This window comes from Nonomuraea sp. NPDC050536 (genome assembly GCF_044457685.1).
GTDB lineage: Bacteria > Actinomycetota > Actinomycetes > Streptosporangiales > Streptosporangiaceae > Nonomuraea.
The window spans coordinates 142,922-169,530 of sequence record NZ_JBITHD010000008.1 but is presented as its reverse complement, the minus strand read 5'-3'; the positions used below and the strand labels follow the sequence as shown (position 1 = coordinate 169,530).

Sequence of the window (26,609 nt, the reverse complement as noted above, 5' to 3'; positions counted from 1 at the left end):
AGCACGTAGCTTGATCTGGCTGGATGATTGATCGGCACGCGTTTCAGGCGAAGACGTCGGTGACGTAGCGGCTGTGGTTGCGTTCCATGTCGGCCAGCCAGGCTTCGGCCTGTTGGGCGGTGGCGCCGGTGGCTTCGCGGTAGATGCGCAGGCACGTGTCGTAGACGGCCGGAGCCATCCGGCGTCCGTCGCCGCAGACGTAGAACGTGGCGCCCTGCCGTACGAGATCGATCACGTCAGCGCGGTCGGCCCACAGACGGTCCTGGACGAAGCGGACCTCGCCCTCCGGCTGTTCGGAGAAGGCGGGCCGCAGTGACACGACCGAGTCCCACTGGGCGTACTCGTCGGCGTACAACAGGTCGGTGCCGCGGGCGTCGCAACCGAAGAACAGCAGGGTGGGCGCGGGAGTGACGCCCTCGGCCGCGGCGCGCAGGGCACGATCCTGGACGAAGCCGCGGAACGGTGCGACGCCGGAGCCGGCGCAGACCATGACGACCGGCGTCGCCAGCGACTCCGGCGGGTGGAAGGCCACGTTGGACGGGCGGACGGTGACGGCCACCTTGGCGCCGGGGCGAGCGCTCGCGAGGTACGTCGAGGCGGCGCCCTCGTACATCCCGGATCCGGACAGCGCGGGTGCGGACAGGACGGCGACGGTCAGGGTGACGTGATCCTCGCTCCACAACGGCGAGGAGGATATGGAGTACTGCCGCGGCGTCAGCGGGGTGAGCATCTGTAGGTAGGTCGCGAACGGCAGCTGCACCGAGGGGAAGCGCTCCAGTAGGTCAAGCAGGCTGGCCCGGCGGTCGAGCACCTCGGCGGTGTAGGTCTCGTCGTCGGCGATCAGCCTCAGCAGCGCCGTCTTCTCCGGCGGGCAGGGGGTGGCATCGGCCAGCTGCGCGATCTGGCGTCGCCCGGCGGGCTGGGCGAGTTCGACGTAACCGGCCAGTAGCTCGCCTACGGCGATGGGCCGGTCGGTGGGCAGGAACGTCGGTCCAGCGGCGGTGAGTACGGCCTGCGCGTCGTAGGCGAGGTCGAACCGGGACAGCACTCGGTCGACCGTCGCGGCAGGGTTGAGTGGCAGCACCGCGAGGTAGTCGCCCGTCCGGTAGGTGGCGCCGGCAGGCAGGGCGATCTCGAGGTGGCGCTTGGACCGGGCGTTCGGTTGGGACAGGTCGACGAGCTCGTGGTTGGCGACGACCGTGCCGAGCTGCAGGTCGTTGGTGCGCAACAACGGGTCGCGCACGGCGCCGGTGAAGGAGACCTCCAGCTGGGACGAGATCGCGGGGTCCGCGTGGGTCTGGCCGAACTCGGCGCTGATCTTCTCCCAGAAGTGTTCGTACCAGTCGTCGAAGTCGCCGAAGAAGTCGCCACGGGCGTTGGCTTCGCCGCGTTCGACCAGGCGCTGGGCTCCGGCGATGGCCAGGCGTTCGTCGATGAGGGTGGGGATGCGCTGGTAGGTGCGGGCCCAGTCCTTGTTGCCGCACCCGAACACCGCGTACTTCACGCCGGCCAGCGAGGGCAGGTTCTCCGTCCAGGTCACGAAATTTCGGGCGTTGTCGGGTGGTAGCCCTTCGTAGGAGGCGGTGACTATCACCACGGCGCCTTCGGGGCGCAGGTCGCCGGTGGCGCTGTCGAGCATGCCGAGCTCCACGGTGTAGCCGCGCCGGCGGGCGTCGCCCGCGATGCGCTGCGCGAACGCCTCGGACGTGCCGGCGTTCGAGCCGTACAGGACGCGGAAGGGGATGCCGTTCGCGGTGGGGAGGGCAGGCTCGGCCTGTGGCCGCTCCGGCTGCTGTACGGCAGGCCTCGCGGTGATCGTGACCGGCCTGCGGCGGACGCGGATGCGGAACCCCTCGGGCTTGATGGTCAGCGTCTGGTGGATCTTCAGCTGGTAGTCCGGATCGGCCGCGTACAGGTCGAAGCGCTGCAGCAGCATCGCCAGGAGTAGCTGGGCCTCCTGCAGGGCGAAGCCACGGCCGATGCACGAGCGGACGCCGTTGCCGAACGGCTTCCACGCGTCGGGTGGCAGCTTCTGGGCGTTGTCGAAGGAGAAGCGGTCCGGGTCGAATCGCTCCGGGTCCTCCCAAACGGCTGGGTCGCGGTGCAGCATCGGGGTCAGCACCAGGAGGGTGTCATCTCGGGTCACCCGGTAGCGCCCGCCGATGGTGGTCTCCGGTTCCAGCGGTCTCACCGCGAAGGCGGGAGCGGTCGGCCACAGCCGGAGCGTCTCCTTGAGCACCTGGTCGAGGTAGCCCAGCCTGGCGAGGTCCTCGTAGCGCGGCGCCCGGTCGCCGAGGACGCGGTCGACTTCCTCATGGGCCTTGGCCAGCGCGTCGGGGTTGCGCAGCAGCTCGTACAGGGCGAAGGTGAGCAACCCGCTGGTGGTCTCGTGACCCGCGATGAGGAAGGTGACCATCTGGTAGCGGACGTTCTCGTCGTCGAGCGGTTCGCCGGTCTCGGGATCAGTGGCGTGGAGCATCGTGTCGAGGATGTCGTGACTGCCCTCCGGTGAGGGGTTGCGGCGCCGCTCGGCGATGAGCTCGTCGGCGATCGCGTACATGACGCTCTTGTCCTCTTCGTATTGCCGGCGGGTCAGCAGCATCAGCCTGTTCTGCAGCGGCAGCCGCCGGGTGCGCTCCCCGGATTTGGTGAGCGCGTCCGCCATCGAGGTGACGAACGGGTGCATCTTGTCGGTGTAGAAGCTGTTGAACCGGTAGCTGAAGGCGCACAGCGAGATCGTGTCGAGCGTCAACCGGGTGCAGTTGTCCGCGACGTCGATCACATGGCTCTCGCCCTGGCGCTCCCACTTGAGCAGGAGTTGCTCGGCGATGTCGGCCATGCCGTCGAACATCGAGCGCAGCGCGGCGGGCCCGAACGCGGGCATCAGGATGCGATGGGCCTTCTCCCAGTTCCGTTCCGCGGTCTCGGCGGTGAACAGGCCATCGCCGGCGAAGTCGCGCACCTGGACCAGAGAGCTGTGCAGCTTCTTCTCGAACCGGCTCTCGTCACACAGCTCCGTGACGAGCTCCTGGCTGCTCACCTGGATCACGGTGTTGCCCAGCAGTTCGAGCTTGAAGATCGGGCCATGCTCGCGGGCCAGTCGCATGAAGCCCCGGATCGGGTTCTCCTGGTCCGTGTCGGGCAGGTTTCCCAGCAGCGCGTGAGGCTTTGGCTGTGGGATCGCGTCATGTGTGGCCATGAGAGGCCTCCTCGCGTTTCGTGCACCTGACTTGAAGGGATGCTCACAGGCTATGTGATGATTTCATCAGAAACCTGCGACCTTGCCTAAAGCTGATGCTTTAATCACTTTTGTGACGCTACACTCGTGTTCATGAGTTCGCGGTTGGAGCGGCGCAAGGCGGAGACCCGCGGCAGGCTTCTCGTCGCTGCCCGCGCGCTGCTCGCGGACGCCGACGGCACGCCACAGGCGAGCATCCAGGAGATCACCGAGCTCGCTGACGTCGGATTCGGCTCGTTCTACAACCATTTCGCGAGCAAGGCCGAGCTCTTCCGTGCCGCCATCGACGACGCCCTCGAAGAGGTCGGCCAGATCCTCGACCGGCTCCGGCGGGGGATCGACGACCCGGCCGAGGCGTTCGCGACGTCTGTCCGCTTCGCCGTACGGCTGATCAGGACCGATTCCCAGCTCGTCCGGGTTCTCGACCGGTACGGTCTGTCGTACTTCAGCTCCGGGGCCGGCCTTCCGGAACGGGTGCAGAGGATTCTCGCAGAGGGGGCTGAAACCGGGCGCTTCACTCCCACTGCCCCGCACGTCGGCCTGGCCGTCACGGTCGGATCCGTACTGGCCCTGCTGCACCTGTCCCTGACCGCTCCCGAGTCCGTCGGCGAAGATGCCTGGGACGATCTCGCAGAGCGGCTCCTGCTCATGCTCGGACTCGAGGCGGGCGAGGCTCACACGATCGCCGCCAAGCCACTACCTGATCTTTAGCGGTACCGCTTAGACCACCACCGGCTCGCCGACGAGCCAGGTGGGGGAGAACATCGTCGGAGCCGCCGCCAGGTCGGGAGCACGCCCCAGGCCCGAGGTGTGCAGCCACCAGGCCTGCTCGGCCGCCCGATCGTCGGCCCAGGTCAGCAGCGGGGTGAGCGGGCGTTTCCCGGCGTCGAGGGCGAGCAGGCCGTGCATCGCCGTACTCACCGCGATCGCGAGCACCTGCCCGTCAGCGCACGCGGCGGCGCATTCGGCCAGGGCCTCCCGTACGGCTGCCGCGAGGCGCTCGGGATCCTGCACAGGCCCGTCGGGACAGGGACGCGCTGCCAGGTGATGCGACGTGGAGCCCAGCTCGAAGGCCACGGCTCGCTAAGTAGCAGGATTCCTAGGAACAGCCAGTCAGGATCAGGGCCGTGGTCAAGGTGAGCGAGACGAGCGAGATCCACCCTCCCGCACAAAGCGCTGCCGCCAGGGCGAACGGGATCGCGCTAAGCAACGACCACCACAGCGGGTCCGTCGTGGATAGTCCCAGCTTGCCGAGGGCGGACGCCCCGGCAACCCAGCCGATCACCCCGAGAATCAAGACCACGCCTGCCCATATCGTTCTGCCACCCGGAGTCGCCGTCATCGACGACCCCTTTCGTGTCATGAGTGCCACGACATACAACACGACCATCGCGAAGAGCGCGGCGAAGACCAAGACGATCGGGCCCAGCCCGAAAACAAAGACAGCGACGACAAACAAGCAGGGGCCGAGCAGCGAGCCTGCGAGCCCCGCTCCGGCGATCTGACCGACGACCCATGGCCAGCTCCGGCCGGATGGAGCAGCCCTCCACCTGGCGACCAACGCGGAGGATCGCATCGCCAGATCGTAACGTTCACGCAGAAACATCCTGGAGTACTGCGCGACGCGACAAGATAACGCTTCTTGCCCTCATCTCGTGATCGTCCAGCAGATAAGGCGCGGCGTGCCCGTCGTGCAGCACATGGCCGCTATGGCAGATGGGCGATGCGGGTGATCTCCGCGGTGCCGCCCAGGTGGATCAGCCCGCTGTTCAGTGCGGTGGCGGTGATCCTGGAGGGGCTGCCGAGGGAGTCGCCCATGTCGACGGCGAGGTGGGTGATGCCCTGGCCGGCCAGATGAGCGGCCAGACAGGCGGTGCTGTTGGCGTTGGCGATGTCTTCCGCGACGCCGATCGACGGGGCGAACATGCGGGCCGGGACCCGGCCGGTGCGCGTCGGCGCGGAGTAGACGTAGCAGCCCAGGAAGCCGAGACGGTCACAGGCGATACGGAGCCGTTCGAGGTCTGGGTCGAGGGCGGCGAGGGCGGATGGCGTGGCGACGGGAACCAGCATCCGCGCCCGCCCCACCGCGGCGACGCGGCTACCGGGGGTGTTCGAGGTGATGCCGAGTGCGGGCAGGACGAGGTCGCGCTCGATCGCGGTCGGCTCGCGCAGGTCGACGGGCCCGGCTTCGAAGGTGGTGTTGACCTGGGTATTCTCCCGTACGGACCAGCCGGCGAAGGCGCGTCCCGACGCGTGGAGGATCGCCCGGTACTCCTCGCCCCCGGCCCGCTCGGCGAGGAAGGCCAGGGCGGCGACCGTCCCGTGGCCGCACGCGGGCAGTTCGCCCTCGGCGGTGAAGAAGCGGAGGGCGGGCTGACCGTGGTGAACCGAGACGAAGACGGCGTGCGAGGTTCCCATCAGGACCGGCACCCGTCGGCGCTCGTCGTCGCTCAACGGCGCCTCGTCCATGACCGCGGTGGGGCTGCCGCCGCTGCCGTCGCGCAGGCACGCGCGGACGATCGCGACAGGCAGGCCGCGCTCACTCATCGGCAGTTCCTTCTTGCGCCGGGAACGCGGCCCCCCAGGATTCCTCTTCCAGGAGGAGTCCGTTCGCCAGGTAGCTGATGGTCCTGTACCAGCCGGTCAGTACGAGGAACTCGAGCAACTGGGCGTCCTCGTAGTGGACGCGCAGGGCGTTCCAGACAAGCGGCGAGAGCTGCGCCGTGTCGTGCAGTTCGTCGACCGCGTCGAGCAGCGCCGCATGGCGTGGCAGCCACGGGGCGTTGGCAGCGGGGTCGGTGGTGGTGGTTGCCCGGAGTTGTTCTGCGATGCAGCACCCGGAACAGCATGAGCGGCTCGTACGGCACGCCGGGCGGCATCCAGCGGCGGAGTGCCTGGTCGACAGGGGCCGTGTAGGGCGGGTGGAGGGGTTGGATGCGCGGCATGCCGTACTCCTGCTTCGAGTTTCGAACCACTATGCTGCTTCGATAAGCAAAGCGCAAGGAGCGGACATGGAAGCCAGAGCGCCTCGACCGGGCGCGCCGGTCCGGGGATCCGAGACAGGCCGCCCGGTCATGGCCGCGCTCGACCTGCTCGGGCGCCGCTGGACACTGCGCATCCTGTGGGAACTGAGCCAGGCCCCCGCAGGCTTCCGCGAACTGCAGCGCCGATGCGAGCGCATGTCCTCCAGCGTCCTCAGCACCCGCCTCGGCGAACTGGTCGACGCCCGTCTACTCACCCTCCACGACGACGGCTACCACCTCACCCACCTCGGCGAAGACCTCGTCAAGGCACTCGCCCCCCTGAACGCCTGGAGCCTCCAATGGGCCAGAGAAACGTCCCTATAGGTGCAGGGTTCCGATGTGGGTGCGGTGTTCGAGGGGGGAGTGGCCGTGGAGGCGGCGGAAAGCCGTGCTGAAAGCGCGGACGTCGGGATAGCCGCATGCCCGGGCCACCTCCGTCACCGTGGGGCCCGGGTCGAGCAGGAGGGCCGCGGCCAGCTCCAGCCGCATTCTGCGCAGGGTCGCCATCAGAGACGCGCCCGTCTGCTCCCGGAACAGCCGCTCCGCGTGCCGTTCGGACAGGTGGACGGCGGCGGCCACGTCCCTGACCCGCACCGGCCGGCACAGGTTGTCGGCGAGGTGCCGCTGCATCGCCGCCACCACCCGGGACGGCAGGTCCCTGGGCGGCGGGTCGACCCGCAGGTCGTCCTCGCTCGCGAACGCCCTCGCGGTGTCCACCACCAGCGCGGCGCCGAGCCCGGCCAGCCCGGCGTCGTACCCGGACCGCACCGGGTCGGCGTACCCAGCCAGTGCGGTGACGACCTCGGCCAGTGAGCCGGTACGGCGCGACACCACGGGACCGGCGGCGTCGGTGAGGCCTGACCACCAGCCACGCTCGTCCGGACCAGGCGCGTCCTGACCGCCCCGCAGGGTGAAGCCCCAGTAGGCGATGCCGAGCGGATCCGTCTGGCTCGACTCGATCTCGTGCACATCACCCGGCCTGGCCAGGAACACGTCACCGGTGCCGACCTCATGGTGCTCCCCGCCCACGCTGAACCGGCCCGCGCCGGTGTAGGCCAGGCAGATCTCGTGGAAGGAGTGCCGGTGCCAGTAGTTGCGCCAGGCCAGCTTCGGGTAGAACCCCCAGCTGACGAAGTCGGCCCTGAACCCTGCGACCTGGCAGGTGTCCAGCAGGCCGGCCAGCTCGGGCAGCCGACCGGCACCGGCCACGTCCGCCAAGCTCAAGCCTGTCTCCCGCCTGTCGGGTCCACTCCCGCCAGCATCATGCCCTGCCCCCGCGACCACTCGTGCGTCCGGACCGCAGGCGGGTCGGCCGGGTCGCGGAACTGTACCAGCCAGGTGGTCCTGGCCTCGTCACTGACGTTCACCCCCGAGCCGTGCACGGTCAGGTACGAGAAGAACAGCACGTCCCCCGCCTCCGCGGGCAGCGGCATCGCGGCCTCGAACGGTACGTCGGTGAGGTGATGGCTACCCTCGGGGTCGTGCTCCAGCGGCCCCTGAAGATGGCTGCCCGGCACGACCCGGACACAGCCCTTGCGCTCCGGCGCGTCGTCCAGGTGGAAGATCGCGGCGCCGACCCGGTGATGGGTGTGCGGGAAGAACGGGTAGTCCTGGTGCAGCGGGAACGGTGAGCCGTTCTCCGGCGGTTTCACGAACAGCTTGGTGTGGTGCAGCTGCACGTTCGGCACCCCGAGCACGGCCGCGGCCACCGCGGTGAACCGCTCATCCACCAGCAACCGGGAGAACGCCGCGGCGTAGAACTGCGCGTCGTGCAGGTGCTGCAGCCGGGTCGGCGCGCCTGCCGCGATCTCGGCGGCCGCCCCCCAGGTCGGGTCCTCATCCCGGTCCAGCCGCCGGAGCAGGTCGTGGGCGACCCGGCGGTACTCCGCCGCCTCGTCCCTGGTCAGCAGGCCCTTCACGAGTACGTACCCGTGCTCGGCAGCGTGGCCGGCGAGGGCTTGGAGATTGGTCGTGGTCACGGTCATCGCGTCCTCCTGTCGTGAACGACATCGACATTAGGAATCCGGCGCCTGCCACGACAGGCTCACGGCGGACAGCGATGTTCGCTGAACGGACATGCGAGACATGCTTGAGCGTCCCGTCGGTCATGGTCAGTACGGTGTCCACCATCGAGACGTGGCCAGGTCGTTGCGCGGGGTGGGCAGGGTGCTCAGGCCCCGGTGAGGGCGCGACCGTGGTCGGCTGCGTACGCAGCAAATACCTCCGCGGGTGTTCCATTCGTGTGGAGGAAACGCTGGTCAAGGATGGTGGCGAGGTCTTCCAACGCGCCAGCGAGCAGGATGGCCATCAGACGCACATCTGCCCGTCGGGCTGCCTGCCCGTGCTGGGCGAGGTGAGTGGCATAGCCGATCGTGGCCGCCAGGGACGAGTGGTCCTCACCGTCATGGAAGTAGTAGGCCTCGGCGTACTGGGTGAAGTCGATACGGACACGTACCACCTCGGTGGTCAGGCTTTCCAGCAATGACGCACCTGCAGCGCAGTCGAGCTGCTGCACGGACGGGTCCGAGCGGTGCAGCAGCGCCAACCGGACAGCGAGCACCCGGCGGCGGGCCAGCGTCGGATAGATCTCCAGCACCCAGGAGACGGTGGCCGTCAGGAGGACGAAGCCGATGAGAGCTTCCAGGGGCGAGGCCACGCGGAGCCAGCCTTCGGCGGGCACGATGTCCCCGAGCCCGAGGGTGGCGACCATGACGAGCGACAGGTAGACGGAGTCGAGTAGTTCCGGCTCCTGCGACAGTCCGGAACCGGGTGCGAATGCGAACGCCTCCGGCATGTGGGGCCAGTAGACGATGGCCCAGCCCAGGATGATGGTGACGGCCCACATGCCGACCACCGCCACCATGGCGAGCGGACCGACGAGCCCTACTACACGCCTGCGCGCTCGGAGATGCCGGGCCAGTTTCCACAACGTAGCCATGACGAGTCGGCTCAGGCCTCCGTGGCGGGTGGGGTGCCAGAGCGTGTGGAACAGGTCTCGTAGGGCGGCCATGATGAGCGCGGCCCCGAGCAGCGAGACCAACCACTCCATTCATCTCTCCCGCAGTGAGTGTCCTGTGGAGCGGCGGGGCGACCCGTGCAGCAAGGCCGGGGTGATCTGCAGCCCGAGCCGGGCCGCGCTTGGAGCCTAGGCCGCAGGCACCGTTGGTGAACGCAGACTCGCCGTATCGGAGGTGCAGCCAGGCTGTCCGGGTGGTGCTTATGCCCGCGCAGGGCATGCCCGTGGCGAAGATGACCGAGGTCACCTCAGGTCCGGAACGTGATCCACAACTTCAACGCCGATGGCTCCGAGGGGGCTGACTCCCCGATGGCTGCCACCATCGCCATGACACGCCATCAGGAGGACAGGGTCAGCCGCGAGATCCAGGCCGTGGGCGGCTGGCCGGAGTGGGGCGACCTCTGGGAGACGACATGGTGGCGGATCTCCGAGCAGGTCAAGACGCCGCTGCGGACCGGGGAGCAGATCGGTGAGGTGGTCATGGACGAGGTGTACGAGCGGCTCCACCGGCTCGTCGAGGACGCCGCCATCCAGCCGCAGGTAGATGATCAGCGCCGAGCCGTCCGGGCCGGAACACGCCGAAATGATCGAGACATTGTCGGCACGTTGCGCTAGCTCGATCCGACCAACTCAAATGATCTCCGTTTGGGCAGTGAACGCCAAAACCTGCTGGTGAAACGGCACGTCGCTGTCGAAACCCGAAGTTGCCGGGTACTCCAACAAGAGCGATCACCTGATCGCAGGACCACCACCGGCGTTCCACGATCAGTCGGCCGCCCTCTTCTCGGGAGCACTCTGTGCAGATCGAGGATGAGATCGGAAAAGGAGAGCGCTCGCCAGGACCACGCTTGCTGCCCGCTTCAACGCTTGTCCGCTCAGCGGGCATCGTGACCTGCTCTGCCCGACGCATATCGCACCGCCCCTGCCGCCCGTTCGCCCGCCACAACCCGGCAGCAGGGCACGGTCGGCGGCCGGATCACCAGATCACCGAATCCTTTGGCCGCGTGCTGAAGGCGCATTCACCCAGGGAGAATCATGACCACCGTCGAGAACAACCTCATCAACCAGATCACCAAGAGCGACCAGCGGGTCACGAGCCTCCTGGTCGACTATGTGACAGCCGACACGATCGGCCTTACCTACGACATGATGCCGGGGACCAGGCCCGCCGACGCCGGCTGCGTCGTAGCCATCTGGCAAGACAAGGACCAGATCCCGTGGGACAACACCGCAAAGACCCAGCCGATCGGTTCCCAACAGCACGGGAGCATGAGCTTCACCGGCTTGAACGTGCAGGACAACTCCTACATCATCGGCCTGTCGGTCGGCCCTATGAAGACCGATGCGCAGAAGGCCCGCAATGTGGTCGCTTCGGCGTTCGTGCCCAGCCCGGATGACCCGCCGCAGTTGGAGCACGACTTCATGACCCTCAAGTTCGTCGGCCCTACGTCCGTCGCCGTGCAGTTCGACTGCCTGGCCGGCTACCTCGCCGAGACCAATCTGGCGTGGATGGGGCTGTGGCGCGGCGAGGTGGCCTCGTACACGAAGCCGCCGAATTGGGTCACCCCGGTGACGATCGACTCCAACTTCGGGACCGCCGCGTTCAACGACGTCTCGATCGGCGTCGGGCTCACCTACACCATCGGCTTCTTCACCTCAGGCTGGTCCTCCGACCCGTCGAGCAGGAACCAGAAGGTGCTCGCTTCCTCGCTGACCTTCACCCAGGGCCGAGGCTGACCAGCAGATGAGGCTCGGGCGGGCGAGGGCCCGCCCGAGCTTTGAGGGGGCCACCGATGACCACGTTTCTCAAGCAGTTCGACAATGACCAGTTGTTCGCCTCACCCGCCGGTCCGGGCCGGCTCCTGCTGGTCCTGCCGACCGGCACGAAGAAGGACACCATCACCCTCGCGGAGGCATGGTCGGATACCACGCTGCTCGGGAACTTCGTCTATACGGCGGCCGACCCCGACATCAGCGAACGGACTGCGGGGACGTTCGTCTCCGCGATCCTGAGCCGGGTTGTCTCCTCAGGGCCGGCCAGGGGGTTCATCTGGCTCAACGAGCCTCTCGCGTGGCAGCACCCGCCGCTCGACGGCGACAACGCACCGCTGCTCGGCATGGACGAGGCGGGGACGGCAGTACAAACGGGGCTTGTGGCACCGATCCTGCCCGGGGTGCGACTGACCGTGGCCAACGGATCGACCCTGGCGCTGGGTGAAACGAGCGTGACGGTCCGTGGCGTGGTCTCCTTCGACGGAGAACGCGCCCCAACCGCCGCGCCCCCCGCGGCGTCGGCCGTCCTCTCCCTCGACGGGGCCATGTTGGGCACACTCGCCTTCCGAATCTTCCTCACCCGCCCGTCACTGCACGACGCCTCGTCGTGGGGGTTCCAGTTTCTCTACCCGGTGACAGGCGGGCCGCAGCCGGCCGCCTACCAATGGCTGCCCTTGGCCGCGAGAACTCCGCCCGACGCCCTCGGCTTCGACGTGACCATCGACCCGAGCAACCCGGCGAACCGCGCGAACGACGGCGACTCCTACGCGATCCGGTCCGTGCTGGCTTTCACCGGGCGCAACGCCGACGGCTCCGCGACCACGCTCGTCTCGCTGTACCGCACCGGTCGTGGCACTGGCGTGACTTTCGTGCCGGTGGTCGGCGCAGCGGAGCCGTACCCCGCCGCCCTGGTGTTCACCGGCGGGGTACCGACCTCCGACACCGACCAAGAACTCCAGCTCGCCCCCATGGGTGACTTCGTGCTCACCACCGCCGAGGAACCCCAGTCGGCCGACCTCCTGTGCGGGCTGCACGGCACCGAGGTCATCACCTTCAGGCCTAGGCGGAACGCCTGGCCAGGCGACCGCATCAGGTTCACCCCATACCAGCCCGCATACGCGCCCCGCTATCCGTTCCAGCAGGTGTCGCCGGTGGCCGCCCCGGTGGACACGGCGGCGCCGTTGCTCGATGCCACCTACACCACGTCGTGGGCCACGGTCGTTTCCGGTGACCCGGCGACCCCGATTCCCTACGTGGCTCAGCCCAAGGGGGCCGCGCTCTACGGCTGGGACAACCCGATCTGGAATCAGGGCACGCAGCTGATGGGCTGGAAGGGTCCGGCGAACCTGCTCCCGGACGGCGTCTCCGTGCCCCTCGCGCCGTACGCCGGGCTCCCGCAGACCACGTATGGGCAGCCCGGCCGCTGGTTCTCGCCGTCCGACACGGCTGACTTCGAGCGTCAGATCATCGGCCCCACCAGGCGGCGGCTGATCGGCGCCGACCATGGGCGACCTTCCCGGCGCCAGGCAGGGAACGGCGCCGCGGACGGGGAACCGTACACCACAACCACGCCGAGCGGGCTGCTGGCAACGGTCGAGGGCGGGCGCTGGACACGCATCCTGCTCGGCCAGACCCTCAACCCGGCCCTCGCCCTGTGCTTCTGCAACCCCACCCCCGCGCTTCAACAGGCGTTCCAGACCGGTCAGCTCTTCCTCGTGGTGGCCAACGCCGACCAGATCGGCCCGGCGGGCAGTGGGGAGGGCACCTGCTCCGGCACCACCCCCAGCTTTCTCAACACCGTCGAGATAGGTGGTTGGAGACTGGCTGCGGGCGTCGGCACCCGCAACAGCTACGGCGACTATCGCAATGTGCTCATCGTGAAGGGTCGCAAGGGCAAGCTCTACGATGCCGCTGACATCGCAGGCAGCCTCCTGTCGAATCCGGAGCGGTGGACCCAGAAGGAGGAGTTCGCCTCTCCCGCCGATCCCGGGCCGAACCCGGCGTCGTCTGCTGTCTCCGCCGAGCTGGTGGTCCTGTCGCAGTGGCTCCAGGACTACTTCGACGCCGCCCGGCGCTCCGGCGGCGACGACCTGGCCCGGTTCAATGCCATCGCCACGGACGAGAACTGGACCGGCGTCCTGGTGCTGCGCATGGACATCTCCAAGGTGCCCGACGACCTGGCCGGTATCACGGCCGGCATCACCGACATGGACCGCTTCAACGCCCACCACCTGGGCATAGAGATCTCTCCCATGACCAACGAACACGGTGCGGACGGCGTCCCGCCGGGGCCGCGGCTCGACGGTGCCAGCTCGATGTTCGGGCTGATCGACTACGTCGACCCGGCTTTCACCACGCCCGACGTCGGCAAGCCCGCGCAGCCGGTGCCTCCGGCCGGTGACGCGGAGTACGAGTTCCGGCTCCTGTCGTTGAAGGTGCTGTTCAGCAACACGGCCGTGCGCACGTTCACCAGCTACGCGCAACTGACGACCACGACCTGGTTCGGCATGCCCGTGGACCACATGGGCGCGAGCGGAAACCCCTACGCCGCCATCGTGCTCCACGGCTCGCTGCAGACCAACAACGGCCGGCCGGTGTACAGCCTGTCGAGCACGACCGACACGACCTTCTACTTCACCCACGACGTCGTGAGCAAGGTCGAGATCACCGATGCCGTGATGTCCACCCGCAGCACTGGGACGCAGCAGGGCGGCAAGGTCTCCTCCTGGTTCGGGCTCTCCGGATTCGTCGACTTCAAGGTCGTCCAAGGCACCGCGACCGATGGGAAGACGCCTGTGACGTTCGACTTCGACGTCTTCTCATTCGGTAGCGACCCCACGGTGCAGGGCGAGCAGCTGCGCCGCGGACTGGCGTTCTCGAACCTCGGCATCGCCATGGGCTTCCCACCCGACGACCCGGCCTCCGCTCAGCTCACGTTCGACGCGAGCGAGATCCGCTTCGACCTCTCGACGAGCACGCCCCGGCCCGGCAGCCTGTTCCAGCAGTACGCCCTCGACCTGCAGGGACTCGTGTCCGGAGGCGCCGGCACCCCGCCATCGAAGAGCGGTTACGCCTCCGCTGTCACCGACGCACGCCTCACGGGCGTCGACGGCGGCCCCTGGTGGGGCATCGACTATCAGCTGACCATGGGAACCCCCGGCAACCTGGCCGGCAAGACCGGGCTCGTCTCCCATCTCGTGACGGCGTGGGCACCCGAGCCCAGCGGCACGGCCGGCGCCTACCGGGCCGCGATCGGCCTGCGGCTGCCGGGGACCGGAGGGGGCGCCAAGTTGATCAGTCTGCAGACCGTGCTGAAGCTGTCGCTCGGGCAGATCTGGCTGAAGTACGACCGGGACAAGAACGGCTTCCTGCTGCTCTTCACCGAGATCGGCCTCAAGTTGCTCGGGCTGTTCACCATCCCGCCCGGCTCGACCTTGTTCTACCTGTACGGCAACCCCGCCACCGGCGGCTCATCGTCGGGGCTCGGCTGGTATGCGATGTACCGCAAGAAAGGCAGCGGGGCATGAACTTCAGCGCGCTCTACAACAGTCTCTACCGCTACTTCAACCCCCACTGGGACTTCCGCCAGGCAGAGTCCCTGACGGCCTTCCGCGCCTACCTCAATGACCGTGCGAAGAACCCCGTCATCCGGATGTGGGTCGACTTTGCGCCGGGATCGGGCCACCAGGCCTCGACCATCGGCATCCTGCGCCAGCTCGCCGCACCCGTCGACCCGGCCAAGGGCTTCGGCTATGCGGGGACCATCGAGGTGTACTACCACCCCGGAGACCGACGCGATCCCACCCTGCCCAAGCTCCACCGCCTCCTGCCGGAGGTCCACGGCGGCACGCAAGGCACGGTCGACAGTGCCGAGGTCAAGCTCATCGAGTGGCGAGAGGGGCTCCAGCCGGCGCCCGTCAACCTCGGTTTCACCGGTGGCGCCGACGACATCGACGAGAGAGGGCACATCCGCTCGCCGAACTTCGCCGCGAGGGTGGGCGCCCGGTACTTCCTGCGGCTCCAGCCGTACCTCTGGGGCGCCCCGGACCAGATCCAGTTCTCCGACACAACCCGGCCGTTCGTCACGCTGACGAAACAGCGCGTCCTCGGGTACGACAGCTTCAGGCAACGGGCCTACTACATACGGACACCGGTGCCGGAGCCGGACTGGCGCCTCTACGCCGGCGGCGCCTACTCGGCCCAGGCGGCCGTCGTGCGCGCACTCACCCCCGCCGACGCGCAGTGGGGTGTGTGCCCGGTGTACAGCATCCGGTCGAGCGGCAACATGGAGCTGTCCAAGCCCGCCTACGAGCGGATGTTCGAGGTGCTCACGGCGGTGCTGGCCTCCCAGCGCACCCCTGACGGCGGATCCGCCCCGAACGCCAGGTCGATCGTGGTGCTGTCCTGCGACGTCTTCGGCACCGACTCGGACAAGACCGGGTTGGTCGGCCTCATCAGAGGCGGCCTGACCGAATCCGAGCAGATATACAAGGGTCTGCTGGAGCTGGACCGTGGTGGACCACTCGGCGACCGGCCACTCACGGACCGGGAGAAGGCGCAGTACCGCAACTACCTGAAAGGGCAGCGGTTCCGGGCCGCATGGCTGGAGTCGATCAAGGCCACCGACCGGATCCGCCTCGTGTGGGGAGACTCTCTGGACGTGGTCAAGCGGGTACTGCCCTGGCTCACCGGCGGCACGGACCGGGTGCTGTTCGTGCACCTCGGCAAGATCCCCGAACCCCTGTTCACGTGGTCGATGCAGGCCAGCAAGTGGCCGCCCGTCTTCGAGGGGCAGAGCACGGCGACCGTCGCGCTGAACATCGGCAACCCGTACTTCCACGTCGCACGGCCGGCCAGCTACGGCATCCAGTATCCGACCACGATCATCGGATACGAGGCGTGGGAGACCGTCCACGTCAACGAGCCCGGCGTGCCGGTGGTCGTCCTGCCCCGGCTGCCCCGCAAGGTCCAGGACGCCGCGAACCAGCTCACCCTCCCGGTGGCGGAGTGGAGCCCGGTCGCCGCCGAGAACCCGCCCGCAAAGGCCGGTGCCCTCGTGCGCACCTACAACGCCGAACCCGCAGACGGCCCACTCCACGAGTACTTCGCCTCCGTCCGCGCGTTCTACCGCATCGCGAACAATGACAAGCTCAGGGTCGGCGCCGGGTTCATGCAGTACATCCTGCATGCCGCGCAGCAGGCCGAGCTGAGAGACCTCGCCGCGCCCTCGGTTCTGGAGACCCTCCTTGCCGCACTCCAGGACAACACCGTCGACGGCACCCTGCGTGTCGCGCCGGGCGCCCTCTCCCGGGGTGGGATCCACGACCTCTACACCGGCTTCCTCGGCGCCGATCCGGGACTCGTCCTCACCGGCTCGACCATCACCCCCGAATACACGGACGGCACCCTGACCGCCATCGTGACCACCGGAGCCACGTCGTTCCTCGGTGTGCCGCTGAGCGCGAAGATCAGATTCACGGCCCCCGAGGGCGTCGTGATCGCCAACGGCCGCTACACCCACGACCAACGCTGGGCGCTCGACGAGATCCCCTGGATCGGCTTCAGCTCACCGTTCGTGGAACTGTGCGTCATCGACAGCGGCGCCGCGCCCGCCGGGTCGGTCGGCGGCACTCTCGAAGGCGTCGACGTGGAGCTGGCCTTCCAGCTCCCGGTGGTAGAGGGCAAGTGGCAGCTGGCCGGTGCCTTCGCCCCGCCCTACCCCGGCATCGCCCGCTTCTACCAGCTCGCCGGCGGTGTTGACCTGGTGCGGGAGCTTCCCGCGCCGTTCGACGGCCTGGCCGGCTTCGGGCTTCAGAACGCCAATCTGGTCTACGACACGAAGGCCGGCCAGGTCGAGACCATCGGTTTCCGCTTCGGCACGAGCGCCGGTTTCAAGCTGGTCGGTGACGTCCAGGTCGAGAACGTGTCCGTCGACGTGGTCGTGCAGGAACCCGCCGACCTGAAGGAGCGGCGGGTCGACTGGACGGTGCGGGGCACCTTCACCCTCGGCACCGGCGACGACGCCGGGACGATCATGCTCGGCGCTACCGGGCCCGAACTGGTGCTGACCGGCAGCCTGGTGTCCGGCGTGCTGCGGATCAGCGACATCATCAACGCCTTCGCTCCAGGCGTCGCACTGCGCCCGCCGTCGGAACCGGCCGTCACCGAGTTCCAGAGCTCGTTCACGCCGGGGACCGGCGACTACAGCGTGTCGTGCGCGCTGAACATCGACTGGCCCGTCGTGGTAGCCGGGCGGCAGATCTTCTCGATCGACGGGATCCAGTTCGGCGCCAGCCGGTTCTCCCGCATGGTCACGGGCTCGCTGAACGGGTACGTCACCGTCGGCTCGGGCGAGTCCGCCGTACCGCTTGAACTGACCGCGTCCTACGCCACCGGCGCGGGCTGGACGTTCGCCGTCGTCCAGGCGCCCGACTCGGTCGTGAGCCTCTCCGCCCTGGCCAACCAGTTCCTGCCACCGTCATGGCACATCGAGCAGGACTACGGGATCACGGGACTCGGCCTCACCGTGGCGGTCGACAAGGGTTCGTGGGTGTTCACCGGGCGGACGGCCGAGCCCTGGGAGGTGCCGTTCATCTCCGGGCTCAAGGCGTCCGCCTCGCTCACCCTCGGCTACAACGCCGGGACCGCCGCGTCGCTGGCCGCCCTCCCCGGCATGTCGGGCTCGACGGTGCCGCTCGACCAGGCCGCCGGCGGCTGCGAGGGCACCGGGTGGTTCACCCGGCTGGAGACCGAGTGGACGTGGCAGGACATCGACGTGAAGGTCTTCTTCGACTACTGCCCGTCGAAGCAGAGCTACGGCATCGTGTGGGGTGGGCTCCAGGGCACCGTCGAAGGCCCCGGCGAACAGGGCGACTGGGTCGCCACGCTGACGTTCACCAAGAACACGACCGTCGGCAGCATGGTCGAGACCATGGTGTCGTGGGCGACCGGTTCCAAGTTCGCGCTCGAAGCACCGTGGAGCGTCCTGAACTCGATCCCGCTGAGCGGCCTGTCACTCACCTACACCTTCAACAAGACCAATTCGAGCCGGGACAAGGTCGCCTTCAACGTCGACGTCGGACCGATCGAACTCGGCTTCGCCCGCATCGACAAGATCAGCGTCGCCTACAACTCACAGGCCGCCCAGAAGGTCGCCGTAACCCTCGTCGGCTCGTTCCCGTGGAACGTCGGCGAGGGCGCGAACGGCGACACCGGCACGCTCGGGCCGTGGGACGCCAGCCAACCGGGCACCGCTCCGGCCGCACCGGGCTCCGGCAACAAGTACCTCGACCTGCGACTGCTGGCCCTCGGCCAGCACGTGACCATCCAGGGACTCACCTCGGCGACCACGGTGCAGAAGGCCGTCGAGCTGATGGCCAAGCTCAAGGACCCCGAACCCGGCAAGATCCCCGACGTCACGTTCGACCCGGCCGTGGGCTGGATCATCGGGGCCGACCTCGGAATCCTGCGGTTCGGCGAGAGCACCGCATCCCCGACGGCCGACGCCGTCGGCTACCTGGTGACGAGTCAGTTGGTCTTCAACGACCCCTACCTGTACGCGCTGCGCGTCGCCCTGGCGGGCGACGCGGCCAAGGTGCTCAAGGGCCTCGACTTCCAGATCATGTACCGCCAGGTGAGCGACACCGTGGGTGTCTACCAGGCCGAAATCACGCTGCCCGACGCCATGCGGCACCTGAGCATCGGGGCCTACTCGATCACGCTGCCGGTATTCGGCCTCGCCGTGTACACCAACGGCGACTTCCAGGTCGACGTCGGGTTCCCGTGGAACACGGACTTCTCCCGATCCTTCACCATCGAGGGGATCATCGCCCCCGGCATCCCCGTGCAGGGCTCGGCCGGCTTCTACTTCGGCAAGCTGTCGAGCGCCACCACCGACAAGGTGCCGAAGGCGCTCAACGGCACGTTCAACCCCGTGTTCGTCTTCGGGTTCGGGATGCGGATCGGTTTCGGCAAGTCGATCGAGTACGGCGTACTGCAGGCCGGCTTCAGCGTCACGGCGGTCGGCATCACCGAAGGCGTGCTCGGCAAGTTCAACCCCTACCTGCCCGCCAAGGCCACGCAGGACCCCGCGCAGATCCAGGACCTTTACTACTTCTGGTTGCGGGGCACGTTCGGCATCGTCGGCCGGCTCTACGGCAGGGTCGACTTCGCCGTCGTGAAGGCCGACGTGAACGTGACGCTGAAGCTGCTGCTCCAGCTCAGCTACGAGTCATACGTGTCCATGGCGATCTCGGTGATCGTGGCGGTCGACGTGTCGGTGTCGATCGCGATCGACCTCGGGCTGTTCTCCATCAAGATCTCCTTCAGCTTCTCGATGCGGCTGAAGGAAACGTTCACCATCGACAACGCGGGCACCCCGCCGTGGGTCACGGCGCCCGCCACTGGACATCGGCTCGCGGGGCCCGCCGACCGCCGCCTCGGACACCGGCGCGCGCCCCGGCCCGAACTGATCGCTGCCGCGGCCGACCCGGACCGCTGGCGGCGCCTGCAGCCGTCACCCTCCGGTGCCGCCGCCCTGACCGGCTGGCTGGCGCCGGGCATCACCGTCGCCCACGACGAACGCGACAAGACGCAGGCCCCTGCCAAGCAGCTGCCATGCCAGGTGTTCCTGCTGCTCATCGACACGGTGCCCGAGAACGAGGGCACGGTGTCCGAGGTGGTGGCGGCGACCGCCGCCGCCACGGACACGCCTTTCGAGCTGCTGGCCAAGATGGTGCTGCGCTGGGTCGTCGCCGCCGGCCAGACCGACGACCTGACGCCCGAGCAGGTCGACCGGCTCGTGGTCACGCAGGCTGATCTGGCCCACCTCCTTGAAGAGGTACTCGTCAGCACCGACGGCGCACCGTTGCCCATCACGCCCGACGACGTCGACTCCTTCCTCGGCCGTCAGTTCACCTTCACCGCCGCTGTTCCCGACGGAAGTGTCGCCGGGAAGGCGAGCGCCACCGCGTTCCCGATGCCCCCCGCCCTCCGGCTGACGGCACCCGCTTACGGCTCGTCCTATCCGGGCTACGACTACGTGCTGGCCGCCTACAACGAGCTCAGCGACACCACACTGACCGACCTGCGCGCGTACTTCGACCAGCTCGCCGTGCAGGTCGGCAACGAGAGGGCCGCCACCGCGCGGCTGACGCAGGGCCGCACGCTGTCGATGGCCGAGTGGGTTCAGTCGGACTACTTCCTGCTGCTGGCCCGCCAGATGGTGCAGGCGGCCCTGGAGTCGCTGCGCGACTTCAAGTACGTGATCGACGGAACCTCACCGGCCGGGATAGTCGCGGACGTGAACGCCACCGGGAAGCTCACCGGCGAGGACCGCATCTCGGTTCCCGGGCTCTTCGCAGCCAACCCGGCGCACCCGCTGAAGGCCGGCCGTCGTCTGACCATCGGCGCGCAGCTCGCGGTGAGCGGCACCGACTCGTTCCAGAGCGTGTCGGAAGGTCCCCTGCAGTCGGCCGTCAGCCCCACCGACCTGGCCACGGCCAACGCCGGTGCCGACGGGCTCCTGCGGACCGGTGCGACGATCACCTACAAGGGCACGGGCTACGAGCTCCCGTCGGGCAGCACGCTCATCAGGGTGGCCCGCCACTTCGGCGCGCGCCTCGCCGAGCTGCTCAGCGGCGCCACCGGCCTGCTGACCGACCGCACCCTCTTCACGGACGGGGCCTCGCTGACGGCACCGCTCGTCACCTACCAGGCCAGAACCGACAGCACGTTCGCCGGCATCGCCGCGCTGCCCGCCTACTCCTCCGGCGGCTCACCCGGGTTCACCGGCACCGCTCTGGCGCTGCAGAACGCCGGCCGCCCGGTGCTGCGCATCGGAGAGAAGATCGGCTACGGCGACAGGCAGTACACCGTCCAGGCGAACGACACCCTGGCCGACGTGGCCATGCACTTCGCCGTCAGCGTGACCGACCTGCTGGAGAACAGCGGCGTGCTGACCCAGCCGCGGCTGCTGGCCGACGTGGCCCTCGTCGTCCTGCCGCCGTTCGGCTACGAAACCGGCGCGAACGAGACACTCACCTCGGTGGCCCGCCGTTTCGCGATCCCCGTCGAGGTGCTCGGGATGGCCGAGGCGAACGGCGTCGTCTCCGACCTGTTCGCCACGGTCGACGCCGACAGCCGCCCGGCCCCGTGGATCGACGTGCCGCACCTGGCGCAGTATCGGGTGGACGAGATCATCGCCGAGACTCAGCGCACCCTGGCCATCCGCCAGCTCTCCCGGATGGCCGGCCGCTACGCCATGCACGGCACCCGCCTGCCGACCACCGGCATCACACCGAAGGCCAAGGGAATCTGGGTCGACGTCGTAGACGGCAAGCTCACCCTGCCTCCGGAGGCAGGCCTCTACGCCCTGACCGGTCAGCAGATCGACGTCCCCCTGGTCGACGACGCCGGCGGCCCTTTCACCGTCACCTTCCGACGCGACGGCCGCCCCACGTGGCTGACCTTCGCCGGCGGGGCCGAAACGCTGTCGATCAAGATCAAGCCGGGGTCGTCCGACGCGACCCGCCTCAGCGACCTGGTGACCACCTGCACGGCGAGGCCGTTCGACATCGGGCTCACCTCCCTCGGCGCCGACCCCATGTACGAGCGGCACCTGGCCACCTACCCCCTCACCACCGTGGCCGTCTGGCAGGCGCCGACCAGCGTCACCCTGCCCTACGGCCCGCCCCCGAGCGGGGACCGGGTACAGGCGCTGCGCATCTGGACGCTGCCCGACGCGCTCGTGAACCTGCCCGACCCCCGTCGGGGGATGACGCCGCGCTTCGCCGTACGGGCGGCCACCTACGACGAGGCCACCGGTGGCACGACCACGTCGGCGGTGGATTCGCACGGCTGGGCCACGGTCGTCGAGTTCACCGTCAAGCGGGTGCCGCTCGTCGCGACGAGCCCGGCCACCGCCACCACCTACGAGATCGTCGGCGCCGGTGGTGCCGACGTGGTGCTGCTCGAGCGGATCGTCGAGGAGATCGGCGCCGACGACGGCGCGTTCGCCCAGCTCCTGCTGGCCTATCCGCCCGATGCCACCACGGCCGCGCCCAGCGGTGTGCAGAGCGACGCGCCGACCGGCGTCAGGATGGGCATCTCCCAGGTGAACCTCTCGACCGAGACGAGGCCGCCGACAGCTGCGCCCCTTACCGGCGCGGAGATCGCCGCCCCCGGCGGGCTGCTGAACACCCCGTCGGCCTTCGTGCGGCTGCTGTGGGAGGCGAGCATCACCCGCACCGGCGGCTTCTACCTCTACTACTACGACGGCGGGAGCGGCCGGGGCCTGCCCGAGCGGATCTTCAACGACCGCGGTGAGGCGAAGGTCTCGCTGATCGTGCTGTACGCGAAGCCCTTGACCGAAGCCGCCGGCGACCGGGTCGCCGACTACATGACCGCCGTCGTCACCGGTGACAGCATCGACACCTCGCGGTCCGTCGTGTTCGCGGAGGCCGCCCCCATGGAGGCACCCGTCACCGCGACGGCCGACCTGTCGCTCGCTCTCCTCTCCGAGCGCACGTACTCCGACGTGGCCGATCTGGCCGTCGACAACCGGAAGCTTCGACTGCGCACCGGCGTCCGCCTGCTGATCAGTGAGGGTGTGTTCCAGGCTCCGCCCGGCGGCATCCCCCTCGCCACGATCGTCGCCGACTTCGACCTCCCCGACCTCGCCAGCCTGGAGGCGGCGAACCCCCGCTGGACCGGTGGCCTGCCCGACCCGCTGCCCTTCCCAGCCGCGGTCGACCTGCCCACCATGCGGGTCACCGCGGGCAGCAGCCCGCACACCGCGACCCTCGACGACATCGCCGCCTTCTACGGTGAGGAGCTCGCCGCCCTGGCCGCCCACAATGCCGACGTCACGGGGCTGTTCGCCGACGAGCAGCAGATCACGGTCGCGGGTGGGCCGACGGTGCGCGACGCCACCGTTCAAGCCGGCGTCGCCGCACTCACGGCCACCCGGGATAAACCGGATGAGGTGCCGGTCAAACCGGGCGGCGACTACGCGAAGCTGTTCCTGCTCAACACCTTCAGCCTGCTGGGCTACCGGGTTGCCAAGAACGTGTACTTCTCCGCCAGCAACATGGGATTGCCCGCCGGGCCCACGCCACCGCCCACCGACTCCCAGCCCAATCACGACAAGGTGCGGGTCGCCCCGATCAGCGAACGTTGGGAGTACCACCAGTCCTTGCCGTATCCGGGCTTCGCCATCGCCCCAGCCAAGGCGGCGGCGGGCCTGCCGCCGGCAGAAGGCGACCCCTACCGCGGCCTCGGCTCGATCCTCCAGGTCGACTTCTCCTGGCAGGACCACTACGGCAACACCCTGGTCACCACGCTCACCACGCCACCGGTCAGCGGCGACGGACCCGTCAACCAACCGCCCATCCGGGTCGGCTACACCGACGCCCTGATCGGGCTCAGCCAGTGGCCGTCGGTCTCGTCGGCCTGGCGGGTCACGGGCCCGTCCGACGCGCCGCGACTCGACCTCCGGCTGAGCTTCGATCCGAGCCGTTACCGCGGCCTGATCTCCGCGACGGCGACCGACGCGAACACCGTACGAGCGACCTTCACCGACGCCCTCGATCCCGCCTCGGCCACCCGGGTGGACAACTACCGCCTCGACGGCGGTGTCAGCATCGCCTCGGTCGCCCTCGGCGGCGACGGCCGTACCGTCACCCTGACGACCGACCGTCCCCTGTCCGACCTCGGCTACCGGCTCGGGGTGTCGAACGTGCTCGGCGTGCGGTCCGGCGACTCAGCGCAGCCTTCCTACACGGGCACGGCCACCTTCCGCTTCCCCGACGAGCAGGGCGACCACTCGTCGTCCCTGACGGACGCGGCGGCCAGGGACCTGAGCGTCTACAGCGCGCTCTACTACCAGCTCACCGATCGCAACGGCATGGCGGCCACGGTAACCACCTCGCTTCTCGACAAGCCCGTCGACGTCGACAGCACGCAGTGGATGGCGCTGCTCGGCTGGCTCTTCACGGATGCCGGCGCCGTCTACGCCTTCCTCCGGAGCCGGGCGGCCGGTGCCACCGACGTGCCCGTGCCGCCGTCCCCGCACACGATCTCCTGGCCCCTGGCGGCGGACGACCTGAACCCGTCCCAGGTCTACGAACTCTCGGTCGAACTGACGCTGCGCCGCACCGGCGGCGCCGTGCTCGGCGGCCTGGAGACCATGCCCGGCATCCGGTCGGCCACCACGAAGGTCGCCCCCATGTCCTCCCCGCTCGGCTCGGGCGGAGACGCCCTCGGGCTGACGGCGTTCGCGCAGGACTTCGAGACCGCCCTCTCGGTGCCGGGCTCGCACCTGCTGAAGGTGGCCGTCGGCGTCGACCGGGCTCAGGCGTCCACCTCGCGCGACGGCGCGACCCTGTGGGCGGTACGCGTCGGTACCGGAACCGGCGAAGCCATCTCCTACACCGTCACCGACGTGGGCGACCCCGACCTGTTCGCGCCCCGCCCCATCTCCAACCGGCTCCAGACCCGGACCGGCGTCGCGATCTACGACTACACCACGGGCCAGGGCATCTCCACGACGCCCTCCCGCCACCTCGACTTCGTCGACATCGACATGGACGTCTGGGGCCGCATGCTCCTCGCGACCGTCGACGACACGCTCGCCCCCGAGTTCACCTCGGCCATGCGGATCGTGACGGCCAGGACCGGCGGCACCGACCACCTCCAGGAGATCCTCGACCAGAAGAAGCTCCTGGCCACCGCGGTGAGCACATGGATGATCCCGCTCTACGCGGGCCAGACACCTGACCCGACCGCCGTACAGGGCGAGTTCTACCAGTACCTGCTCTCCCGGCTGTCCAACGCCTACAGCACGAGGGCCGGCATCCAGTTCACCGCCGCCGTCGACGCGGACATCAAGGATCCGCTGGCGACCACGGCGCCACGGCTGTTCGGCGACGTCGTCGACAGGATGGCCGAAGGCGAGCAGCGCGGCGAGATCACCCTCACCTCGCCCAAGCTTCCGCTCACGACCGCGAAGGACGCCGCACTGCCGTTCCTCCTCATGGCCCCCGAGACCGTCAGCGAACACGGGGCCATAGTGGGCTCCATCGACCTCGACCTGGCCTGGAACGCCAGCATGATCGAACACCAGATAGCTCAGCCACACGGGATCAACGGCTACCTTGCGTCGAGCTGGCTGAGTTTCGTCGTACCTGGCGACACCCATCCGCTGACCCGGCCACTCGGGGCCTTCCCGGTGCCGCTCGTGCTGCGGTCCTTCCCGGCCAGCCCCACCATGGTGAGCCAGAACGGCACTCCGGACGATCCGACCTCACAGGACCTCTCCGAGCTCACCAAGTGGACATACGCTTTCACCTGGTCGCTGCCTTTCCACTACGTGCAGGACAAGGTGTACGGCCAGGTCGAGTTCAACGTCGCCCAGACGGAGGCGGCCGACTCGGTGGCTGACTGGTTCCCCGCCCTGGCCGAGTTCGTGACCATCTACCCGCAGGTGCGGGCCGACCTCGACACCATCCTGGCGGGAATCGACGCCACCACCGAAGACGAACAGATCATCCATGACGCCGACGTCGCCCTCACCTCCTTCACGGACCTGCTGACGCGCGTCACCTCCTCATCCGGGTTCGCCTTGATCCTCGACCCGCCGGTTCGGCCCTTCGCTGGGCAAGCCGACCTGACCTACTCGTTCCAGGTCGAGGAGGGCTCCATCGACTTGCCCGACCCCGACGACCCGGGAGAGACGGTCACGGCCCTGCTCGTCACGATCATCGGCGCGGTGCCGGACGGCATGGGAACACCGGTGGTCCTCGTCGCTCCCGACCGGTACGAGCCGCGCAGGTACGTCCCGAAAGAGCCAGCCGACGCCGTCCCCTCATTCAGCTACTACTACGTCGACCCGAAGACCAAGCAGTATCTTTCCCAGGTCGACGGCCAGAAGGTCCCCGGCCGCACCGTGGTCGTGCCCGACCTCGACATCCTCGAGCGGCAGGATGCCTGGTCGAGTGTCTGGATCACCCGTAACGAGCGGATTCTGCCGGACCGGCCGCCATCGGCCGAGCCGTTCGTCTACACGACCCCCGACATCAGTTTCACAGATCCCCTGCTGCCGACCATCGACTCCGCAACACTGGTCGACATCGCCCAGATCGGCCCCGGCGGACCAGATCGCACGCTCGACCAGCACCTCAGCGCCCTGTTCGCCGCGCTGTTCGACGATCTGCCGGAGGGGGTCGAAACGGTGACGATCCAGGTCGAGGCTGTTTACACCTATCGGTTGAATCCGATCCTGGAGGCGATCGAGCTGCCGATCTTCCTCCAGGCCCCGCTGAGCGTGGTCGTGGCCGGCGACGCTCCTGACCACGCGTTGAAACAGATGATTCTCAACTGGACCGCGGCCCTGTTCTCCTGGTTCACAGACGCGCCACCGAACAGCGCCGACGGCACGCTGCGGTTCGATCTCACGATCCTGTCGAACCTCACCCGCCACCCCATGCCACTGCTACGCCTGCGGAACCTCACCTTGGCCGTCACGAACGTGGTACCGCCCCTGCCCACCCGTTGACCGGCG

The 26,609-nt window shown here is 68.6% G+C and carries 13 protein-coding genes; 6 read left to right on the top strand and 7 right to left on the bottom strand.

Annotation, left to right across the window (positions count from 1 at the left end):
* Nucleotides 1–43 precede the first annotated feature (43 nt).
* Entirely contained in the window at nt 44–3,199 is a 3,156-nt protein-coding gene (locus ACIBHX_RS23800; RefSeq protein WP_397069387.1) for a bifunctional cytochrome P450/NADPH--P450 reductase, read from the bottom strand.
* A gap of 132 nt (nt 3,200–3,331) precedes the next feature.
* Here ACIBHX_RS23800 and ACIBHX_RS23795 point away from each other — a divergent pair, with 132 nt between their 5' ends.
* A complete protein-coding gene (locus ACIBHX_RS23795; RefSeq protein WP_397069385.1) occupies nt 3,332–3,949 on the top strand; it encodes a TetR/AcrR family transcriptional regulator in 618 nt (205 codons plus the stop codon).
* A 9-nt stretch (nt 3,950–3,958) separates the two neighbouring features.
* Here the strand turns inward: ACIBHX_RS23795 and ACIBHX_RS23790 are convergent, their stop codons facing one another.
* The 3 genes from ACIBHX_RS23790 to ACIBHX_RS23780 form a co-directional block, all read right to left on the bottom strand.
* A complete protein-coding gene (locus ACIBHX_RS23790; RefSeq protein ID WP_397069384.1) occupies nt 3,959–4,315 on the bottom strand; it encodes an FGGY family carbohydrate kinase in 357 nt (118 codons plus the stop codon).
* 22 nt (nt 4,316–4,337) lie between these two features.
* On the bottom strand, nt 4,338–4,844 hold the full coding sequence (locus ACIBHX_RS23785) for a hypothetical protein (protein ID WP_397069383.1): 507 nt from the start codon (nt 4,842–4,844) through the stop codon (nt 4,338–4,340).
* Nucleotides 4,845–4,945: 101 nt separating this feature from the next.
* A complete protein-coding gene (locus ACIBHX_RS23780) occupies nt 4,946–5,785 on the bottom strand; it encodes a PhzF family phenazine biosynthesis protein (protein WP_397069382.1) in 840 nt (279 codons plus the stop codon).
* Between the two features lie 464 nt (nt 5,786–6,249).
* Here ACIBHX_RS23780 and ACIBHX_RS23775 point away from each other — a divergent pair, with 464 nt between their 5' ends.
* Nucleotides 6,250–6,585, top strand: a complete 336-nt coding sequence (locus ACIBHX_RS23775; protein ID WP_397069381.1) for a winged helix-turn-helix transcriptional regulator — start codon at nt 6,250–6,252, stop codon at nt 6,583–6,585.
* Here the strand turns inward: ACIBHX_RS23775 and ACIBHX_RS23770 are convergent.
* The 3 genes from ACIBHX_RS23770 to ACIBHX_RS23760 all read right to left on the bottom strand — a co-directional run bounded on the left by ACIBHX_RS23770 (nt 6,580) and on the right by ACIBHX_RS23760 (nt 9,310).
* Complete coding sequence (locus ACIBHX_RS23770) at nt 6,580–7,485, bottom strand: AraC family transcriptional regulator (protein WP_397069380.1); 906 nt, start codon at nt 7,483–7,485, stop codon at nt 6,580–6,582. The genes ACIBHX_RS23775 and ACIBHX_RS23770 overlap by 6 nt on opposite strands.
* Complete coding sequence (locus tag ACIBHX_RS23765; protein WP_397069379.1) at nt 7,482–8,246, bottom strand: phytanoyl-CoA dioxygenase family protein; 765 nt, start codon at nt 8,244–8,246, stop codon at nt 7,482–7,484. The genes ACIBHX_RS23770 and ACIBHX_RS23765 overlap by 4 nt, the downstream gene beginning before the upstream one ends.
* A 185-nt stretch (nt 8,247–8,431) precedes the next feature.
* On the bottom strand, nt 8,432–9,310 hold the full coding sequence (locus ACIBHX_RS23760; RefSeq protein WP_397069378.1) for a potassium channel family protein: 879 nt from the start codon (nt 9,308–9,310) through the stop codon (nt 8,432–8,434).
* A gap of 294 nt (nt 9,311–9,604) precedes the next feature.
* On the opposite strand from ACIBHX_RS23760, the gene ACIBHX_RS23755 reads away from it, so the two are divergent.
* The 4 genes from ACIBHX_RS23755 (at nt 9,605) to ACIBHX_RS23740 (ending at nt 26,603) form a co-directional block, all read left to right on the top strand.
* Nucleotides 9,605–9,892 carry a hypothetical protein gene (locus ACIBHX_RS23755; RefSeq protein ID WP_397069377.1) on the top strand — a complete coding sequence of 96 codons (288 nt, stop codon included), beginning with the start codon at nt 9,605–9,607 and terminating at the stop codon, nt 9,890–9,892.
* A 420-nt stretch (nt 9,893–10,312) separates the two neighbouring features.
* Nucleotides 10,313–11,014 (top strand): hypothetical protein, encoded by a 702-nt coding sequence (locus ACIBHX_RS23750; RefSeq protein ID WP_397069376.1) that lies wholly within the window; start codon nt 10,313–10,315, stop codon nt 11,012–11,014.
* Nucleotides 11,015–11,070: 56 nt separating this feature from the next.
* Nucleotides 11,071–14,577, top strand: a complete 3,507-nt coding sequence (locus ACIBHX_RS23745) for a hypothetical protein (protein WP_397069375.1) — start codon at nt 11,071–11,073, stop codon at nt 14,575–14,577.
* On the top strand, nt 14,574–26,603 hold the full coding sequence (locus ACIBHX_RS23740) for a LysM peptidoglycan-binding domain-containing protein (protein ID WP_397069374.1): 12,030 nt from the start codon (nt 14,574–14,576) through the stop codon (nt 26,601–26,603). Before ACIBHX_RS23745 ends, ACIBHX_RS23740 begins: the two co-directional genes overlap by 4 nt.
* The last annotated feature ends 6 nt before the right edge of the window (nt 26,604–26,609 follow it).

What these genes read in the sequence shown, in the direction of transcription:
- ACIBHX_RS23800 (WP_397069387.1), bottom strand. Translation starts at nt 3,199, where the DNA reads ATGGCCACACATGACGCGATCCCACAGCCAAAGCCTCACGCGCTGCTG.
- ACIBHX_RS23795 (WP_397069385.1), top strand. Translation starts at nt 3,332, where the DNA reads ATGAGTTCGCGGTTGGAGCGGCGCAAGGCGGAGACCCGCGGCAGGCTT.
- ACIBHX_RS23785 (WP_397069383.1), bottom strand. Translation starts at nt 4,844, where the DNA reads ATGTTTCTGCGTGAACGTTACGATCTGGCGATGCGATCCTCCGCGTTG.
- ACIBHX_RS23780 (WP_397069382.1), bottom strand. Translation starts at nt 5,785, where the DNA reads ATGAGTGAGCGCGGCCTGCCTGTCGCGATCGTCCGCGCGTGCCTGCGC.
- ACIBHX_RS23775 (WP_397069381.1), top strand. Translation starts at nt 6,250, where the DNA reads ATGGAAGCCAGAGCGCCTCGACCGGGCGCGCCGGTCCGGGGATCCGAG.
- ACIBHX_RS23765 (WP_397069379.1), bottom strand. Translation starts at nt 8,246, where the DNA reads ATGACCGTGACCACGACCAATCTCCAAGCCCTCGCCGGCCACGCTGCC.
- ACIBHX_RS23760 (WP_397069378.1), bottom strand. Translation starts at nt 9,310, where the DNA reads ATGGAGTGGTTGGTCTCGCTGCTCGGGGCCGCGCTCATCATGGCCGCC.
- ACIBHX_RS23755 (WP_397069377.1), top strand. Translation starts at nt 9,605, where the DNA reads ATGACACGCCATCAGGAGGACAGGGTCAGCCGCGAGATCCAGGCCGTG.
- ACIBHX_RS23750 (WP_397069376.1), top strand. Translation starts at nt 10,313, where the DNA reads ATGACCACCGTCGAGAACAACCTCATCAACCAGATCACCAAGAGCGAC.
- ACIBHX_RS23745 (WP_397069375.1), top strand. Translation starts at nt 11,071, where the DNA reads ATGACCACGTTTCTCAAGCAGTTCGACAATGACCAGTTGTTCGCCTCA.
- ACIBHX_RS23740 (WP_397069374.1), top strand. Translation starts at nt 14,574, where the DNA reads ATGAACTTCAGCGCGCTCTACAACAGTCTCTACCGCTACTTCAACCCC.